General features: G+C 45.4%; 14 protein-coding genes. 13 read left to right on the plus strand and 1 reads right to left on the minus strand.

Going from position 1 to position 18,179, the window contains the following annotated elements:
- The first annotated feature begins 188 nt into the window (after positions 1 to 188).
- Positions 189 to 3,803 (plus strand): DNA-directed RNA polymerase subunit beta, encoded by a 3,615-nt coding sequence (locus V7R88_RS03895; RefSeq protein WP_003644088.1) that lies wholly within the window; start codon positions 189 to 191, stop codon positions 3,801 to 3,803.
- A gap of 17 nt (positions 3,804 to 3,820) precedes the next feature.
- On the plus strand, positions 3,821 to 7,462 hold the full coding sequence (gene rpoC / locus V7R88_RS03900; protein ID WP_003641247.1) for a DNA-directed RNA polymerase subunit beta': 3,642 nt from the start codon (positions 3,821 to 3,823) through the stop codon (positions 7,460 to 7,462).
- 411 nt (positions 7,463 to 7,873) lie between these two features.
- Here rpoC and V7R88_RS03905 read toward each other — a convergent pair whose 3' ends face one another.
- Positions 7,874 to 8,554 (minus strand): prepilin peptidase, encoded by a 681-nt coding sequence (locus V7R88_RS03905; protein WP_054399407.1) that lies wholly within the window; start codon positions 8,552 to 8,554, stop codon positions 7,874 to 7,876.
- A gap of 262 nt (positions 8,555 to 8,816) precedes the next feature.
- Here V7R88_RS03905 and rpsL point away from each other — a divergent pair, with 262 nt between their 5' ends.
- The 11 genes from rpsL to rplV all read left to right on the plus strand — a co-directional run bounded on the left by rpsL (position 8,817) and on the right by rplV (position 18,171).
- Positions 8,817 to 9,230, plus strand: coding sequence for a 30S ribosomal protein S12 (gene rpsL / locus V7R88_RS03910; RefSeq protein ID WP_003641249.1), 414 nt, complete (start codon positions 8,817 to 8,819; stop codon positions 9,228 to 9,230).
- A gap of 16 nt (positions 9,231 to 9,246) precedes the next feature.
- A complete protein-coding gene (gene rpsG / locus V7R88_RS03915; RefSeq protein WP_003638057.1) occupies positions 9,247 to 9,717 on the plus strand; it encodes a 30S ribosomal protein S7 in 471 nt (156 codons plus the stop codon).
- 141 nt (positions 9,718 to 9,858) lie between these two features.
- A complete protein-coding gene (gene fusA / locus V7R88_RS03920; protein WP_054399406.1) occupies positions 9,859 to 11,955 on the plus strand; it encodes an elongation factor G in 2,097 nt (698 codons plus the stop codon).
- Between the two features lie 217 nt (positions 11,956 to 12,172).
- Positions 12,173 to 14,062, plus strand: coding sequence for a serine hydrolase (locus V7R88_RS03925; protein ID WP_114648260.1), 1,890 nt, complete (start codon positions 12,173 to 12,175; stop codon positions 14,060 to 14,062).
- A 649-nt stretch (positions 14,063 to 14,711) separates the two neighbouring features.
- Positions 14,712 to 15,020, plus strand: a complete 309-nt coding sequence (rpsJ, locus tag V7R88_RS03930) for a 30S ribosomal protein S10 (protein WP_003638059.1) — start codon at positions 14,712 to 14,714, stop codon at positions 15,018 to 15,020.
- Positions 15,021 to 15,057: 37 nt separating this feature from the next.
- A complete protein-coding gene (gene rplC, locus V7R88_RS03935) occupies positions 15,058 to 15,687 on the plus strand; it encodes a 50S ribosomal protein L3 (protein ID WP_003638060.1) in 630 nt (209 codons plus the stop codon).
- Positions 15,688 to 15,705: 18 nt separating this feature from the next.
- On the plus strand, positions 15,706 to 16,329 hold the full coding sequence (gene rplD, locus V7R88_RS03940) for a 50S ribosomal protein L4 (protein WP_003641253.1): 624 nt from the start codon (positions 15,706 to 15,708) through the stop codon (positions 16,327 to 16,329).
- Positions 16,329 to 16,622: a 50S ribosomal protein L23 gene (rplW, locus tag V7R88_RS03945; RefSeq protein ID WP_003638062.1), complete on the plus strand. Its 294-nt coding sequence runs from the start codon at positions 16,329 to 16,331 to the stop codon at positions 16,620 to 16,622. Before rplD ends, rplW begins: the two co-directional genes overlap by 1 nt.
- Before the next feature lie 23 nt (positions 16,623 to 16,645).
- Entirely contained in the window at positions 16,646 to 17,485 is an 840-nt protein-coding gene (rplB, locus tag V7R88_RS03950) for a 50S ribosomal protein L2 (RefSeq protein ID WP_054399404.1), read from the plus strand.
- Between the two features lie 42 nt (positions 17,486 to 17,527).
- On the plus strand, positions 17,528 to 17,803 hold the full coding sequence (gene rpsS / locus V7R88_RS03955) for a 30S ribosomal protein S19 (RefSeq protein WP_003638064.1): 276 nt from the start codon (positions 17,528 to 17,530) through the stop codon (positions 17,801 to 17,803).
- A 20-nt stretch (positions 17,804 to 17,823) separates the two neighbouring features.
- Positions 17,824 to 18,171, plus strand: a complete 348-nt coding sequence (rplV, locus tag V7R88_RS03960) for a 50S ribosomal protein L22 (protein ID WP_003638065.1) — start codon at positions 17,824 to 17,826, stop codon at positions 18,169 to 18,171.
- Positions 18,172 to 18,179: the final 8 nt, after the last annotated feature.

Raw genomic sequence — 18,179 nt, forward strand, 5'->3', positions numbered from 1 at the left:
GTCTGTAACCGTGAACTCGAGCGAACGCGCAATCTATTGTCTGTGCGGCTCGTTAATATAAATCCAAAAATAGTCAACTTAAGCGACTATTTTTGGTTTTTTTATGCCCAAAATTCGGTCAAAAATGCATTTGTAACATAAATGTAATATTTGGCTGAAGGCGGCGAGTTCTGGAATAATAAGAAGGGGTGAACAACTTGGCCGGACATTTAGTAAAATACGGTAAACACCGTACCCGTAGAAGTTATGCACGTATCAAGGAAGTTCTTGATTTGCCTAACTTGATCGAAATCCAGACCGATTCTTACCAATGGTTCTTGGATGAAGGTCTCCGGGAAATGTTTGAAGATATTATGCCGATCGACGATTTCGCAGGAAAACTTTCACTTGAATTTGTCGACTATCAATTATTAGAACCAAAGTACACCGTCGAAGAAGCTCGTGAACATGATGCCAACTACTCGGCACCATTGCACGTTACCCTACGTTTGACTAACCATGAAACTGGTGAAATTAAGTCGCAAGACGTATTCTTCGGTGATTTTCCATTAATGACTGAACAAGGGACGTTTATTATCAACGGTGCCGAACGGGTCATTGTTTCACAATTGGTTCGTTCACCCGGCGTTTACTTCAATGAAGAATTAGATAAAAATGGGCGTCCTAGCTACGGCACAACGGTTATTCCTAACCGGGGTGCTTGGTTAGAACTTGAAACTGACGCCAAGAATGTTTCATACGTACGGATCGACCGTACGCGGAAGATTCCATTGACGGAATTAGTCCGGGCCTTAGGTTATGGTTCTGATGATGACATCATTGACATGTTAGGTGAAACTGACAGTTTGATGTTGACGTTGGAAAAGGATGTTCATAAGAACACCGATGATTCACGGGTTGAAGAATCCTTAAAGGATATCTACGAACGGCTACGTCCTGGTGAACCTAAGACGGCTGATAGTTCGCGGAGTTTATTGACTGCGCGGTTCTTCGATCCAAAACGTTATGACTTCGCACCAGTTGGTCGTTACAAGGTCAACAAGAAGTTAAGTATGAAGACGCGCTTAATGGACCAAACGTTAGCTGAAACATTAGCTGATCCTGATACTGGTGAAGTTATTGCGCAAAAGGATACGGTCATTGACAAGAATGTCATGGCTAAACTATCCCCATACTTGGAACGTGACGACTTTAAGACGGTTACTTACACACCATCTGACGAAGCCGTTGTTACGAATCCAATGGTCTTACAAGTTGTTAAGGTTTATTCACAAAACGACCCTGAAAAGGTTGTGAACGTGATTGGTAATGGCAACATTGATTTGAAGTTCAAGCACATTGTGCCTGCTGATATCATTGCTTCCATTAATTACTTCTTCAACTTACAAGAAGGTCTTGGCTCAACTGATGATATTGATCACTTGGGTAACCGGCGGATTCGTTCCGTGGGTGAATTATTGCAAAACCAATTCCGGATTGGGTTATCCCGGATGGAACGGGTTGTGCGTGAACGGATGTCGATTCAAGATGCTGCGACGGTAACGCCACAACAATTGATTAACATTCGCCCAGTGGTTGCTTCAATTAAGGAATTCTTTGGGTCATCACAATTGTCACAATTCATGGACCAAACCAACCCCTTAGGTGAATTAACGCATAAGCGGCGTTTATCAGCCTTAGGACCTGGTGGTTTGACTCGTGATCGGGCCGGATATGAAGTTCGTGACGTGCACTATACCCACTACGGTCGGATGTGCCCAATCGAAACGCCTGAAGGCCCTAATATTGGTTTGATCAACAGTTTGTCTTCTTATGCGAAGGTCAACCGTTACGGCTTCATCGAAACGCCATACCGGCGTGTCGATTGGACAACGCATAAGGTTACCGATAAGATCGACTACTTAGCAGCCGATGAAGAAGACCAATTTGTGATTGCACAAGCCAACTCTCCATTGAATGATGATGGTTCTTTCGTTGAAGACACTGTTTTAGCTCGTAACAAGGAAGAAAATTTGGAAACGCCAATCGAAAATGTCGATTACATGGACGTTTCGCCTAAACAAGTGGTTGCCGTCGCAACGGCATGTATTCCTTTCTTGGAAAACGATGACTCTAACCGTGCTTTGATGGGTGCCAACATGCAACGACAAGCGGTGCCGTTACTTGATCCTCACGCGCCATTAATTGGGACTGGGATTGAATATAAAGCTGCACATGACTCAGGGATTGCCTTGATTTGTCGTCATGAAGGAACGGTTGAATACGTTGATGCTCGCGAAGTTCGCGTTCGTCGCGATGATGGTTCATTAGACACTTACAAGTTAATGAAATTCCGTCGTTCTAACGGTGGTAAGAACTATAACCAACGGCCAATCGTTAAAGTTGGCGATCACGTTGATAACGATGAAGTCTTAGCCGATGGTCCAGCAATGGAAGGTGGGGAATTAGCCCTTGGGCAAAACCCATTAGTTGCTTTCATGACTTGGAATGGTTATAACTTCGAAGATGCCATCATTATTAATGAACGGTTAGTCCGTGAAGACGTCTACACGTCAATTCATATTGAGGAATATGAATCAGAAGCACGTGACACCAAGCTTGGACCTGAAGAAATGACTCGTGAAATTCCTAACGTCGGGGAAGATGCATTGAAGAACCTTGACGAAGACGGGATCATCCGGATTGGGGCCGAAGTTAAAGACGGTGACATCTTGGTTGGTAAGGTAACGCCTAAAGGGGTTACGGAATTGTCAGCTGAAGAACGGCTTCTCCATGCGATCTTTGGTGAAAAGGCGCGTGAAGTTCGGGATACGTCACTCCGGGTTCCTCATGGTGGCGGCGGTATCATCCAGGACGTTAAGATCTTCACTCGTGAAAACGGCGATGAGTTATCTCCTGGTGTTAACATGATGGTTCGGGTCTACATCGCGCAAAAGCGGAAAATCCAAGTTGGTGACAAGATGGCCGGCCGGCATGGTAACAAAGGGACGGTTTCAATCGTGGTTCCTGAAGAAGACATGCCGTACATGCCAGATGGAACACCAATTGACATCATGTTAAGCCCAATGGGTGTGCCTTCTCGTATGAATATCGGGCAAGTGCTCGAATTGCATTTGGGGATGGCTGCTCGGAAGTTAGGGATTCACATGGCAACGCCTGTCTTTGATGGTGCGCAAGATACAGATATCTGGGAAGCCATTCGTGAAGCCGGTGTTGATTCTGATGCTAAGTCGATCGTCTATGATGGTCGGACTGGTGAACCGTTCGATAAGCGGGTCGCTGTTGGGGTCATGCACTACATGAAGCTTAGTCACATGGTTGACGATAAGATCCATGCTCGTTCAATCGGACCTTACTCTTTGGTTACGCAACAACCACTTGGTGGGAAAGCGCAATTTGGGGGCCAACGTTTCGGTGAAATGGAAGTTTGGGCCTTGGAAGCTTATGGTGCAGCTTATACCTTGCAAGAAATCTTGACTTACAAGTCCGATGACGTTGTTGGTCGGGTTAAGACCTATGAAGCAATCGTTAAGGGCGAACCAATTCCAAAGCCTGGCGTGCCGGAATCATTCCGCGTGTTGGTTAAGGAATTGCAAGCACTCGGTCTTGACATGAAAGTCTTGGATTCTGAAGACAAAGAAATCGAATTGCGGGACATGGATGATGATGACGATGAAGTTGTCAATGTCGATGCACTCAGCAAGTTTAAACAACAACAAGATGAGAAGGCCGCTGACAAAGCTGCAAAAGCCGACGCCGCTAAGCCTTCTGAAACAACCAACGCTCAGCAAGATAATCAATAAAAAGGGAGGTCGGTCCTTTGATCGATGTCAACAAGTTTGAAAGCATGCAAATCGGTCTGGCATCCCCAGACAAGATTCGCAGCTGGTCATATGGCGAAGTCAAAAAGCCAGAAACCATTAACTACCGGACATTGAAACCTGAAAAAGACGGTCTGTTTGACGAACGGATTTTTGGTCCTACTAAGGATTGGGAATGTGCTTGTGGTAAATACAAACGGATTCGTTATAAGGGTATTGTCTGTGACCGTTGTGGGGTCGAAGTGACTCGTAGTAAAGTCCGTCGTGAACGGATGGGTCATATCGAACTTGCCGCACCAGTTACTCACATCTGGTACTTTAAGGGAATTCCTAGCCGGATGGGCTTAGTCTTAGACATGAGTCCCCGGGCACTTGAAGAAATCATTTACTTCGCTTCATACGTCGTTATCGAATCTGGTAATACGCCGCTTGAAAAGAAGCAATTACTTTCTGAACGTGAATACCGTGAGAAGAAGGCCCAATATGGTAACGAATTCGAAGCTGCCATGGGTGCCGAAGCTATCAAACGGTTATTGAATAACGTGGATCTTGAAAAAGAAGCACGTGATTTAAAGGAAACTCTGAAGGATGCTTCTGGTCAGAAGCGGACCCGGGCCGTTCGGCGGCTTGATATCATCGAAGCTTTCGTAACATCTGGTAACGAACCAGCTTGGATGGTAATGGACGCAATTCCGGTTATTCCCCCGGACTTACGGCCAATGGTTCAATTGGAAGGTGGTCGTTTTGCCACCTCTGACTTGAACGACTTGTACCGGCGGGTTATCAACCGTAATAACCGGTTGAAGCGCTTGTTGGACTTAAATGCACCTGGGATTATCGTGCAAAACGAAAAGCGGATGTTACAAGAAGCCGTTGACGCGTTGATCGATAATGGTCGTCGTGGCCGTCCCGTTGCTGGTCCTGGTAACCGGCCATTGAAGTCTCTTTCACACATGTTGAAAGGGAAGCAAGGGCGGTTCCGTCAAAACTTACTTGGTAAGCGTGTCGACTACTCTGGTCGTTCGGTTATCGATGTTGGGCCTTTCCTGAAGATGAACCAAATGGGCTTACCACGTCAAATGGCGTTGGAATTGTTCAAACCGTTTATCATGAAGGAATTGGTTAAACGTGAATTAGCTTCTAACATCAAGAACGCTAAGCGAAAGATCGAACATGCCGATGACGATGTCTGGGGTGTGTTGGAAGACGTTATCAAGGAACATCCTGTTCTCTTGAACCGCGCCCCTACGCTTCACCGTTTAGGGATTCAAGCTTTCGAACCCGTCTTGGTTAGTGGTAAAGCGATGCGGCTCCATCCATTGGCTTGTGAAGCTTACAACGCCGATTTCGATGGGGACCAAATGGCTATTCACGTCCCACTTTCAGATGAAGCCCAAGCTGAAGCACGGCTCTTAATGTTAGCTGCCCACCATATTTTGGCGCCTAAGGACGGGAAACCTGTTGTTACGCCATCTCAAGATATGGTTATCGGTAACTACTACTTGACGACTGAAGAAATCGGTCGTGAAGGCGAAGGGATGATCTTCAAGGACTTGAATGAAGCGCAAAAGGCTTACCAATCAGGTTATGTACATTTGCATAGCCGGGTCGGCATTCAGGTCTCATCAATGCCTGACAAGCCATTCACGGACGATCAGAAGCAAGCAGTCTTAGTCACGACGGTTGGTAAGGCAATCTTCAACAACATTTTGCCTGGCAAGTTCCCTTACTTGAACGAACCAACTAACGATAACTTGATTGCTGGCACGCCGGACAAGTATTTCTTGAAGCCTGGTGAAGATATTCATCAATTCTTGGATGCCCAGGAGATTATTCCACCATTCAAGAAGGGCTTCTTGGCCGACATTATCGCTGAAGTTTACAAGCAATATCACGTGACCGCAACGTCACTCTTGCTTGACCGGATGAAGGACTTAGGTTACAACATTTCAACTAAGTCTGGTTTGACGGTTGGGGTTGCCGATATTACTGGTTTGAAAGAAAAACCAGCAATCATTGCCGAAGCCCATAAACAAGTTAATACGATTTCAAAACAGTTCCGTCGTGGTTTAATTACTGATGACGAACGTTATGAACGGGTCATTGGTGTCTGGAACGACGCTAAGGACCAAATCCAACAAAAACTGATCGAAAGTTTCAACGCGGATAACCCAATCTTTATGATGAGTGATTCTGGTGCGCGTGGTAACATTTCAAACTTTACTCAGTTAGCTGGGATGCGTGGCTTGATGGCTGCCCCTAACGGTAAGATCATGGAATTACCAATCCTTTCAAACTTCCGTGAAGGTTTGTCTGTCTTGGAAATGTTCATTTCAACCCACGGTGCTCGTAAAGGGATGACCGATACGGCGCTTAAGACTGCCAACTCAGGTTACTTGACTCGGCGTCTGGTTGATGTGGCTCAAGATGTTATCGTTCGTGAAAAGGATTGTGGGACTGACCGTGGGTTGCGGATTCACGCAATCATGGAAGGTAACGAAGTCATCGAACCGTTGTATGACCGGATCTTAGGTCGTTACACGATGAAGACTGTCTTTGATCCTGAAACGCATGATGAAATTGTTGGTAACAACGTCTTGATCGACGAAGACTTAGCTCATAAAATCGTTGATGCTGGTGTAACGGAAGTTACGATCCGTTCTGCATTTACTTGCAACACTAAGCATGGGGTTTGTGAACATTGCTACGGCCGTAACATGGCTACTGGTGATGAAGTCGAAGTTGGTGAAGCTGTTGGGACAGTTGCCGCACAGTCTATCGGTGAACCCGGTACTCAGCTTACCATGCGGAACTTCCATACCGGTGGTGTTGCCGGGGACGATATTACCCAAGGGTTGCCTCGTGTGCAAGAAATTGTGGAATCACGGAATCCTAAAGGGCGTGCCGAAATCTCAGAAGTTACTGGGACGGTTGAATTAATTGAAGAAAATCCAGCGGAACGGACGAAGGAAGTTACGGTTAAGGGTGAAACTGATACCCGGACTTACACGTTGCCGTTAACAGCACGGATGGCGGTTAGTGAAGGCGACTTTATTCACCGTGGTGCTGCGTTGAACATTGGGTCAATTGATCCTAAGCAATTAATTCAAGTGCGTGATGTCTTATCAACTGAAAACTACTTGCTCCGTGAAGTTCAAAAGGTTTATCGGATGCAAGGGGTTGAAATTGGCGATAAGCACGTTGAAATCATGATTCGGCAAATGTTACGGAAGGTTCGGGTCATGGATCCGGGCGATACCGACGTCTTGCCTGGGACGTTAATGGATATTGCAGACTTCAAGGACGAGAACTACAAGACCTTGATTGCCGGTGGTATTCCTGCAACGTCACGGCCAGTCATTCTTGGGATTACCAAAGCCGCTCTTGAAACGAATAGTTTCTTGTCAGCTGCTTCATTCCAGGAAACGACACGGGTCTTAACTGATGCTGCTATTCGTGGTAAGAACGATCCACTGATCGGTCTTAAGGAAAATGTTATCATTGGTAAGATCATTCCTGCTGGGACTGGTATGCCGGTTTACCGTCATATCAAGCCAAAGGAAGTTGGCAACGTGGCTGATGGGGTTTACTCAATCAGCGACCTTGAAAAACAAATGCAAGAACAAGATGCTAGCAAGTAATTGTTAAGCAGCTAAAAAAGGGCGGCCATTGTGGTCGTCCTTTTTGTGTGCACGATTATAGGTCAAACACCCACATCTGGTCGTCGATGAGGGAGTAGTCTTCAGGAGAAATACCAGCTATAAAATGCTACAAACGGCCTAAATTCGTGTAGGGGTGCTCGGTTGGTTTCTCTGAGCCGCTTTTCCAGTCCTTCTGCCAAGTGGGCGGTGGCCATCGATTCAAGCTAAACCCACGTTTTGAATACTGGCCTTCCAAGGCCGAATGCCAAGTGGTAAATGACTTACTGACCAATTGTATCAAGTTAAGTGGCGGCTCATTATTATCGGAGGTCGGCATAGGGCGCTCATGGGCTGAAGAGCAATAATCAGGTTTAATAAGAACGCTTCAATCCATGCTCGCATCAGCGGTGTCTATGCGAGACCCGTGAGTTGGGTGACCATGATAAAACTCCAGCTGATGAAGGGGACGAACGGTAGGCGGTGGCGGGGGGCACTGATGATAAAACCAACTAGTGCGGCAACGGCTGCAATGGCGAGGCAGGTCAGCAGTGTTTCGGCAGGAATGATGAAGACGAGCATGAGTAGGATGTCAACATCGCCGAGGCCAAAGGTGGCCGTTAGCCGGGCCAGCAGGTATAGTCCGACTAGTAAGGCAAGTACGAGGTAGAGACTGAGCGTCAGGGGTGGTCGTTGCTGCCACAAGCCCAATCCGGCCGGAAGAATCAATGTTAGCGGATAGACTTCAAAAGTGAGATAATCAGTAAGACTATTGAAAATCAACACCAGGTAGCCCATCAGGAGTGGCAGTGTCAATGAAAATGACGCACCGCTAGAAGCCAGTAAACCGCCACAGAGCAATTCAATCAGACTAGAACGAAGGTTGATTGGGGCGTGGCAGTCATAGCAACGCCCCCGTTGAAGCAGAATACCAAGCAATGGTATTAGTTGCCAGAACCGTAATTGGTGCCGGCAGTGCGGACACAGTGACCGTTGGGTACTAATGAGTGTGTGTCCGCTGCTGATGCGCTCCGCCATACAGGTCACGAATGAGCCCAGGCAGAGGCCGAGAATAAAAAGACTGCTGGTTAACATGGTTAGGACCACCTTTCATCACTAGGTACGTAATGAGGACGACGCGTATTTTTTTATGACATTTATTGACAACTTCGGCATGTCATGATAGTCTAGTAAAGGTGCTTTTTGCAGACAGATTCCTGTATCAGGAATACAGACATGCTGACTGGTCGGCTAAGCGCACAATAACCACGCACCAGGAATTCTTTTTTACTCAAAAAAGAACCACCTGGGTGTGTGGACTTAAAAACAGATATTTGGAAGGAGGACACTTTAGAACATGCCAACAATTAATCAATTAATTCGCAAAGGCCGTAAGTCTAAAGTATCAAAATCAAATGCCCCAGCGTTAAACTTTGGGTATAACAGTTACAAGAAGGTTGCAACTAATAACCCAGCGCCACAAAAACGTGGGGTTGCTACTCGTGTCGGTACCATGACTCCTAAGAAGCCTAACTCGGCTTTACGGAAGTATGCCCGTGTACGTTTATCTAACTTAATCGAAGTTACAGCTTACATTCCTGGTATTGGTCATAACCTCCAAGAACATAGCGTTGTCTTAATTCGTGGTGGTCGTGTTAAGGATTTACCTGGTGTTCGTTACCATGTTATCCGTGGTGCTTTGGATACTGCTGGTGTCGAAGATCGTCGCCAAAGCCGTTCCAAGTATGGTACCAAGAAGCCAAAGAAATAATAAGGAGGTAAGTTAAATGCCAAGAAAAGGTGCACCTGCAAAACGCGAAGTTTTAGCAGATCCAATGTATAACTCTAAATTAGTAACGCGTTTAATTAACCACTTAATGTTAGATGGTAAGCGCGGTACCGCATCAACTATTTTGTATGATGCTTTTGATCAAATCAAAGAACAAACTGGTAACGATCCTTTGGAAGTCTTCGAAGAAGCTATGAAGAACGTTATGCCAGTACTTGAAGTTAAGGCCCGCCGTGTTGGTGGTTCTAACTACCAAGTTCCAATCGAAGTTCGCCCAGATCGTAAAACGACGCTTGGCCTTCGTTGGATCGTTCAATATGCTCGCTCACGTGGCGAACACACTATGTCCGACCGGTTAGCTCGTGAAATCATGGATGCTGCTAACAATACTGGTGCTTCAGTTAAGAAGCGTGAAGATACTCACCGGATGGCTGAAGCCAACCGTGCCTTCGCCCATTATCGTTGGTAATATTTCCGTGAGATGGTTAAAGGTCGCCTTTAACTAATCACAAAAAGGTGACTATTATATGCGCGCATATAGTAGTCATTTTTTGAAATAAACTTTATACTGTTAATTCCATTTATATTGAGAGGAGTAACACATTTTCTAATGGCTAATACACGAGAATTCTCACTCGATAAGACCCGTAATATTGGTATTATGGCCCATATCGATGCTGGTAAGACCACGACTACTGAACGGATCTTGTACTACACTGGTAAAATTCACAAAATTGGTGAAACCCATGATGGTGCTTCACAAATGGACTGGATGGCCCAAGAACAAGAACGTGGGATCACCATTACCTCTGCTGCCACGACTGCACAGTGGAAGAACCACCGGATTAACATCATCGATACCCCAGGGCACGTTGACTTCACTGTTGAAGTTGAACGTTCACTTCGGGTTTTAGATGGTGCGATCGCCGTATTGGATGCCCAATCAGGTGTTGAACCTCAAACTGAAACAGTTTGGCGTCAAGCATCAACGTATAACGTTCCCCGGATCGTTTTCGTTAACAAGATGGACAAGATTGGTGCGGACTTCAAGTACTCTGTAAGCACGATCCATGATCGTTTACAAGCTAACGCCCACGCTATCCAATTACCAATTGGTGCCGAAGACAATTTCGAAGGGGTCATTGACTTAATCGAAATGAAGGCTGATCTTTATGATGAAGATCAACTTGGTACTGAATGGGATACGGTTGACGTTCCTGATGAATACAAAGAAGAAGCCCAAGCTGCACGTGATGACTTAATCGAAGCCTTAGCTGACATCGATGACGGCATCATGGAAAAGTACCTTGGCGGTGAAGAAATCAGCAAAGAAGAAATTAAGGCTGCTATCCGTAAAGGAACGTTAGCACTTGAATTCTTCCCAGTATTAGCTGGTTCAGCCTTCAAGAACAAGGGTGTTCAAATGTTAATGGATGCCGTTGTGGACTACTTACCATCACCACTTGATGTTAAGCCATACAAGGCGACTGATCCTGAAACTGAAGAAGAAGTTGACTTGATTGCCGGTGATGACAAGCCATTCGCTGCCTTAGCATTTAAGGTTGCTACTGACCCATTCGTTGGTCGTTTGACTTTCATCCGGGTATACCAAGGTACTTTGGAATCTGGTTCATATGTCTTGAACGCTACTAAGGACAAACGTGAACGGGTTGGTCGTTTACTTCAAATGCATTCTAACCAACGGAAAGAAATCCCAGAAGTTTTCTCTGGTGATATCGCCGCTGCAATTGGTTTGAAGAACACGACTACTGGTGACTCATTGACTTCGATTGACCATCCATATCACTTGGAATCAATGGAATTCCCTGACCCAGTTATCCAGGTTGCCGTTGAACCTAAGACTAAGGCTGACCAAGATAAGATGAACGTTGCCTTACAAAAACTTTCTGAAGAAGATCCTACTTTCAAGGCTGAAACTAACCCTGAAACTGGTGAAACTTTGATCGCCGGGATGGGTGAATTGCATTTGGATATCATCGTTGACCGGATGCGGCGTGAATTTAACGTTGAAGCCACTGTTGGTGCGCCTCAAGTTTCATACCGTGAAACCTTTACTAAGAGCACTCAAGTTCAAGGTAAGTTCGTTCACCAATCTGGTGGTAAAGGTCAATATGGGGATGTTTGGATTGAATTTACACCTAACGAAGAAGGTAAAGGCTTCGAATTCGAAGATGCCATCGTCGGTGGGGTTGTTCCTCGCGAATACATTCCTTCAGTTGAACAAGGTTTGAAGGAAGCTATGGCTAACGGTGTGTTAGCTGGTTATCCTTTGGTTGACGTTAAGGCTAAGCTCTATGATGGTTCTTACCATGATGTCGATTCTAGTGAAGCAGCCTTCAAGATTGCCGCATCATTAGCATTGCGGAATGCTGTTAAGACTGCTGGCCCTGTTATCCTTGAACCTATCATGAAGGTTGATATCGTTGCCCCAGAAGATTACTTAGGTGATGTTATGGGTCACGTTACTGCTCGTCGTGGTAACATCGAAGGTATGGAAGAACGTGGGAATGCCCAAGAAGTTCATGCATACGTTCCTTTGGCTGAAATGTTTGGTTATGCAACCACATTACGTTCAGCTACTCAAGGTCGTGGGACTTTCACAATGACCTTTGATCATTACGAAAAGGTACCAAAGTCAGTTCAAGAAGATATCATCAAGAAGAATGGCGGCACTCCTGCCAAATAAGCTTGATTGATAATAAGAAAGACGTTCAGCTTCGACTGGACGTCTTTTTTTACATAAGTTTATTGATAACCAAAACACGGTTGCGACGTGTCGCAGGATGGCATGGTATGTCAATCCAAGTGGCCCCAAAATTGCTGGTAAGTACGTACTAATAACTAATTAATTATGGTAAGATATTCTCTGTATTAATATCTAATCACCCGTGGAGGAGTCACTCATGTTTATGAATAAGTGGTACGGGTTAGGTTTTGTTGGGGTGATACTCGTGGGAATCAGTCAGATACTCCCGAGTATCAATGGGGAAGTTGTCAGTTTTACGCTTGTGATGGCACTATTAGGTGGCATTATGACCGAGCACTGGTTGGCGCCAAGGCAAACGGAATCACGTTTCTCAGTTATTAACGAGGTCGTGTTCATCTTACAGAGCTTATTGGTTCTGCTGGTTCTTGTGTTAGCTGTAAGCTGGGTCGTTGAACCATCTTTTGAACATCTGTATGGGGCGGCCACACAGCCATTGCGGACCATTATTTGGTCGTTACCGGTCGATGCGGCCACGATGCACAACGTCTTCTTTCATCTTTGGCCGGTCGTCATCTACGTGATTGGCTTACTGTGGCTGCGTGTAACCGTACAAATTGCCGAGTGCCGGCAACTGCCGATTCGGCAGACGCTTATCTTCAGCAACGGTTGCTTGGCTTTATTCGCGTTGGTCATCAACAGTGGCTGGTTGTTCACGCGTTCCAGTCGCGGGCTGCCCACCAGTTTATTCTTACTATCGTTTGCAGTTGGCGGGTTGATCGTCGCTTGGCATCACGGACGCGTCACGTCTCCCGCGATTCAGCGTGGGCCACTTGATACGGTCTTTGCACTGATTTGTTATGCAGTTCTATTCATGATTGGTGGTCACAGTGCGACTTTTCAAAATCACTGGCTACAACTAGTATGGTTAGTAATTGGGTGTTTGGGGAGTGGCTGGTTGTTGTGGACCGTTCAACCGATGAAAGTGAACGTGCGCCAATGGCATCTTCTGATGACGACCTACTTGTGGTATTTATATTACTGGGCGTTAGTGTGGCTACTAGATGGTGCGACTCGTCCTGGGCGTGCCCTCAGCGTGTTACCACTGGCGTTAATAATTGCGATGGTCGACTATGCAGGGTATCAGTGGCTGACCCGCCGCGTGGGTGGCTATCACCGACAATTACTGGTCAGTGTGGCCGTGATTTGTTTAGTCGTCCTTGGTTCATTTTCTAATTATCAGGCAAGCAAAATAACGCCGCAACATCAGGTGAAGGCGGAGCGAAAAGCAGGCACTGAGCCAAAAGCGACGGCCAACTCATCGGAGAAGGTAACGGCCGTTGATCCGAAACAGCAACGGCAACAGTTATTAGCCGCTTGGCAAAAAATTATTGATCACCAGTCCGTCAAAGTAGGGATTACCATCTATTCACCGCGCAGCAAGCAGAGTGTGACGTACAATCGAGATACGGACGGTAGCGGGTATTACGTTGCCAGCACGATCAAGGCTAGTATTTTAACAGAACTGTTACATCAGCGCGACCGGGGGCAGTTAACGTTCACATCAGGTGAACAGACTCTGGCCGAGTCGATGATCCGCTATAGCGATAACAATGCGGCGACAGGTTTACTGAGCAATGGCTTAGGCAGTTACGGTGCGCTCAATAACTTATACCAGAACTTGCAAATGACACATACGACGGCTAACTTGACTTCGTGGAGTATGACGAAGACGACGCCAGCCGATCAAGTGAAATTATTGCGTACCATCTACTATCCTTCCAATTACCTGACGAGTCGCTCGAAACACTACATTCAGAATCTAATGGGAACAGTCAGTCATGAACAGAGCTGGGGCGTCTCAAAGGATGCACCCGACTACCAATTAAAGAATGGCTGGATGGATCTGAGTGATAATGGTTTGGGATGGCAGGTCAATAGCATTGGGCACGTCTATGACAAGCATCGTGATCCTCAGGGCTACGTCATTGCAATCTATACGAATCAAGATGCAACTATGCAACAAGGGGTCACACTAGTTGAATCACTTGCAGCGGCGACCCATAAGATCATGCAACCTTCACATTAAGCGTGCAGGGCGATGGCATGATAAGTGGAACTCGACTATCGAGTTCCTTTTTTTATCGGCAGCCAGCATCCGAGCTGGCGGTTTGCCGTGCATACAGTCGAGTAATGGTAACAGATGACACTATAATAGAAGGTAGATGAACAAGTTAGCGAGTAAGGGGCCGGCTCAGCACGAAAGAAGCGGCATAATCACGCACTGAGGGCGGTTAAATGATCCGATGATAAAAGCGATGGGATCTCAAGCTTAGGTCGGCCCTGAGAAGGTGCCAGTGTGATCTAGAGCGGGACATAGTGAACGTAGCAGGTCGGCAGTGAGAAATGTAAAGCGCTCCCCAAAAAGAAATTAGGGGCAAACGCTATTAATTGGATGGAATTTGTGTTACATTAATTGAGCTGGTTCAAAAAAGGTAACACGGTTTACAACGATGGTTATAAAAAAAGTGCGAAAACACTTGCTATTACAGAGCTTTTCATTTATTATAGATTGTGCTTGGTATTTAGAAGGGGATAACTATATCCCCATCATCAAGTAGTCGTAGTTAGCTTTGATGTGAAAGGTTGCGACACGCCCGGCCACATTGTCATGGGACGTGGCGGTAATTTTCACGGAGCTAGTCTTATTTTCAAAATAGACGAAGGAGGTCACAACAATGGCAAAGCAAAAAATTCGTATTCGCTTAAAGGCATACGAACACCGCATTCTTGATCAGTCAGCTGACAAGATTGTCGAAACGGCAAAGAGAACTGGTGCTACTATTTCAGGTCCTATTCCATTGCCTACTGAACGGACTATTTATACCGTTCTACGTTCACCACATAAGTTTAAGGACTCACGTGAACAATTCGAAATGCGGACTCACAAGCGGTTAATCGATATCGTTAACCCAACGCCTAAGACGGTCGACTCATTAATGAAGTTAGACTTGCCTAGCGGTGTAGATATTGAAATCAAGCTTTAATTTACAAAACTAAAATCAATTAATTGGAGGTGTACTCATGACCACTAAAGGAATCTTAGGGAAAAAGGTAGGAATGACGCAAGTCTTCACTGAAAGCGGCGAATTAGTTCCCGTTACAGTTGTTGAAGTTCAACCTAACGTTGTGTTGCAAGTTAAGACCGTTGAAAATGACGGTTACGAAGCAATCCAATTAGGTGTTGACGACAAACGCGAAGTCTTGACGAACAAACCTGCTCAAGGTCATGCAGCAAAAGCAAAAACGACTCCTAAGCGCTTCATTCGTGAAATTCGTAATGTTGAGCTTGGAGATTACACAGTAGGTGACGAAGTCAAAGCGGATATTTTCGCAGCTGGCGACGCCGTTGACGTTACGGGTATCACTAAAGGTCATGGTTACCAAGGTAATATCCATAAGGACGGCCAAAGTCGTGGACCAATGGCTCACGGTTCTCGTTACCATCGTCGTCCTGGTTCAATGGGTGCCATCATCAACCGGGTATTCAAAGGTAAGAAATTACCAGGCCGGATGGGTAATCGCCAACGTACGATGCAAAACTTACAAATCGTTCGTGCCGACGTTGAAAACAACGTTTTATTAATTAAAGGGAATGTCCCTGGCGCCAACAAATCATTTGTAACAGTTAAAACATCTGTTAAGAGTAAATAAGGAAGGAGGACATAATACATGACTAGCGTAGCATTATTTAAACAAGACGGTACGCAAAATGGTGACGTTACTTTGAACGACGCTGTGTTTGGTGTTGAACCAAACGAAAACGTGGTTTTTGATGCCATCTTGATGCAACGTGCATCAATGCGTCAAGGAACTCACGCAGTTAAGAACCGTAGTGCTCGTCGCGGTGGTGGTCGTAAACCATGGCGTCAAAAGGGTACTGGTCGTGCGCGTCAAGGTTCTATCCGTTCACCACAATGGCGTAAAGGTGGGATTGTCTTCGGACCAACCCCTCGTTCATACAGTTACAAATTACCTAAGAAGGTTATGCGCTTAGCTTTGAAGTCTGTCCTTTCACAAAAGGTCTTAGACAACAGCTTAGTTGCAGTTGATAGCTTAGCTTTCGACGCACCAAAGACTAAGGATTTTGTAAATGTATTAAACAACCTCAACGTCGATACCAAGACTCTTGTTTTGGTTGAAGAGGACAATGAAAAGGCTGCTTTGGCAGGTCGTAACTTACCAAATGTTAAGATCCTTAAAGCCAAAGGTGTTAACGTCTTAGATGTCGCTAATAGTGACAAATTAGTCGTTACCCAAAAAGCCCTCGATCAATTAGAGGAGGCGCTCGCATAATGGAAGCACGCGATGTAATTTTACGTCCTGTAGTTACTGAAGCATCAATGGCTGACTTGGACGACAAGCGCTACACATTTGATGTCAACGTACAGGCAACGAAAACCCAAGTTAAAAAAGCAATCGAAGAAATCTTCGATGTTAAAGTCGTTAAAGTGAACGTTATGAACGTTAAAGGAAAACTTAAGCGCCAAGGTCGTTACGCCGGCTACACTAAGAAGCGTCGTAAGGCTATTGTTACCTTAAGTTCTGATTCTAACGAAATCAAGTTGTTCAACGACGATCAACAATAAATCTAATTTAGGAGGTAACTCTAGTGGGTATTAAGAAGTATAAACCAACCACTAACGGCCGTCGTAATATGACTGCTTCAGATTTCTCTGAAATCACTAAGACGAAGCCTGAAAAGTCATTATTAGACTCACAAAGTCACACTGCCGGTCGTAACAGTTATGGTCACATTACTGTTCGTCATCGTGGCGGCGGTCATAAGCAACAATACCGTTTGGTTGACTTTAAGCGGATTAAGGATGAAGTTCCAGCAACCGTTAAGGCAATCGAATATGATCCTAACCGGACAGCTAACATTGCATTATTAGTTTACGCTGACGGTGTGAAATCATATATCTTAGCACCAAAAGGTTTGGAAGTTGGTATGCAAGTTCAATCAGGTGCCGAAGCCGACATCAAGGTTGGTAACGCATTACCATTAACTAACATTCCTGTTGGTACTGTTATTCACAACATTGAATTGAAGCCAGGTAAGGGTGGCCAATTAGCTCGCTCTGCTGGTACTTCAGCACAATTACTGGGTAAGGAAGGCAAGTACGCCATTGTTCGTTTGTCTTCTGGTGAAGTTCGTTTAGTATTATTAACTAGCCGTGCTACTGTTGGTACTGTTGGTAATGAACAACACGAATTAATCAACTCAGGTAAAGCCGGTCGTACACGTTGGCAAGGTAAGCGCCCAACTGTTCGTGGTTCTGTAATGAACCCTAACGATCACCCTCATGGTGGTGGTGAAGGTAAAGCACCAATCGGTCATCCATCTCCAATGTCTCCATGGGGTAAGAAGACGCTTGGTAAGAAGACTCGGAACAAGAAGGCTCGTTCAAACAAGCTTATCGTTCGTGGTCGCCGTCCAGGCAAACACTAATAAAATTTGAATTTACTGTAGTTATCGAGAGGAGGTCACACGATGGGTCGTAGTTTAAAGAAGGGACCTTTCGCAGATGCGCATTTATTAAAGAAAATCGATGCACAATCTGATTCTGACAAGAAATCTGTCATCAAGACGTGGTCACGTCGTTCAACAATTTTCCCAAGTTTCATTGGGTACACAATCGCTGTTTATGATGGTCGCAAGCATGTCCCAGTTTACATCCAAGACGACATGGTCGGTCATAAGTTAGGTGAATTTGTACCAACACGGACGTTCCATGGTCATGGAACTGACGATAAGAAAACGAAGTAATAGTTAGGAGGATATAAAGAATGGCTGAACAAGTAACATCTGCACGTGCAACTGCAAAAACTGTTCGTATTGCCGCTCGTAAGGTCCGCCTAGTTGTCGATCTTATCAGAGGTAAAAGTGTTGCCGAAGCCTTAGCAATCTTGAAGTTCACTCCACGGGGTGCTTCTCCAGTAGTAGAAAAGGTTTTACTTTCTGCTGTTGCTAACGCTGAAAATAACTTTGACTTAGATCGCGAAGATTTGGTCGTAAGCGAAGCTTTTGTTAACGAAGGACCAACCTTAAAACGGTTCCGTCCACGGGCAAAGGGTTCTGCTTCACCAATCAACAAGCGGACTAGCCACATTACGATCACAGTTACTGAAAAATAGGAGGGATA

It is taken from the genome of Lactiplantibacillus argentoratensis, from assembly GCF_037290055.1.
In the GTDB taxonomy this organism is placed as follows: Bacteria; Bacillota; Bacilli; order Lactobacillales; family Lactobacillaceae; genus Lactiplantibacillus; species Lactiplantibacillus plantarum.

Excerpts from the sequence above, each read along its gene's own strand:
- V7R88_RS03905 (WP_054399407.1), bottom strand. The coding sequence starts at position 8,554 with ATGTTAACCAGCAGTCTTTTTATTCTCGGCCTCTGCCTGGGCTCATTC.
- rpsL (WP_003641249.1), top strand. The coding sequence starts at position 8,817 with ATGCCAACAATTAATCAATTAATTCGCAAAGGCCGTAAGTCTAAAGTA.
- rpsG (WP_003638057.1), top strand. The coding sequence starts at position 9,247 with ATGCCAAGAAAAGGTGCACCTGCAAAACGCGAAGTTTTAGCAGATCCA.
- fusA (WP_054399406.1), top strand. The coding sequence starts at position 9,859 with ATGGCTAATACACGAGAATTCTCACTCGATAAGACCCGTAATATTGGT.
- V7R88_RS03925 (WP_114648260.1), top strand. The coding sequence starts at position 12,173 with ATGTTTATGAATAAGTGGTACGGGTTAGGTTTTGTTGGGGTGATACTC.
- rpsJ (WP_003638059.1), top strand. The coding sequence starts at position 14,712 with ATGGCAAAGCAAAAAATTCGTATTCGCTTAAAGGCATACGAACACCGC.
- rplC (WP_003638060.1), top strand. The coding sequence starts at position 15,058 with ATGACCACTAAAGGAATCTTAGGGAAAAAGGTAGGAATGACGCAAGTC.
- rplD (WP_003641253.1), top strand. The coding sequence starts at position 15,706 with ATGACTAGCGTAGCATTATTTAAACAAGACGGTACGCAAAATGGTGAC.
- rplW (WP_003638062.1), top strand. The coding sequence starts at position 16,329 with ATGGAAGCACGCGATGTAATTTTACGTCCTGTAGTTACTGAAGCATCA.
- rpsS (WP_003638064.1), top strand. The coding sequence starts at position 17,528 with ATGGGTCGTAGTTTAAAGAAGGGACCTTTCGCAGATGCGCATTTATTA.
- rplV (WP_003638065.1), top strand. The coding sequence starts at position 17,824 with ATGGCTGAACAAGTAACATCTGCACGTGCAACTGCAAAAACTGTTCGT.